The organism is Pseudomonas sp. 51_B (assembly GCF_017491595.1).
Classification (GTDB): domain Bacteria; phylum Pseudomonadota; class Gammaproteobacteria; order Pseudomonadales; family Pseudomonadaceae; genus Aquipseudomonas; species Aquipseudomonas promysalinigenes.
Window position 1 is genome coordinate 1 of the sequence record NZ_JAFGYW010000291.1, and the last position, 478, is coordinate 478.

The 478-nt window shown below is 54.6% G+C and carries 1 protein-coding gene; it reads left to right on the forward strand.

What is annotated here, in order from left to right:
• A partial coding sequence (locus tag J5M56_RS24885) for a PDDEXK nuclease domain-containing protein (protein WP_207938046.1) occupies positions 1 to 478 on the forward strand: 478 nt, incomplete at both ends.

The following is a 478-nucleotide window of genomic DNA, read 5'->3' on the forward strand; positions in this document are numbered from 1 at the left end:
GGTTTGATGAAACCAATTTGTGGAAGATGCGCCTGTTTTATCAAAAATTTCCAATTCGAGACGCACTGCGTCCCGAATTGAGCTGGACCCACTACCGCCGGCTACTGCGGGTCGAAAGCGAGAAAGCGCGCCTGTGGTACATGAACGAATGCGCCGACCTCAACTGGTCAAGCCGCGCCCTTGATCGTCAGATCCTGACGCTCTACTACGAGCGCCTGCTGATGAGTCCGGAAAAAGCCGAGGTGGTCGAGGAAGCCACGACCAACATCGACGCGATGAAATGCAATCCGCGGGAATTCATTCGCGATCCGGTCATGCTCGAATTCCTCGGCCTGCCCTCGGCAGGCAAAGTCAGGGAAAGCGGACTCGAACAAGCACTCATCGACCACTTGCAAAGCTTTCTGCTTGAACTTGGCAAAGGCTTTTCTTTTGTCGCCCGCCAACAACGCATCAGCACTGACGGCGTCGACCTCTATAT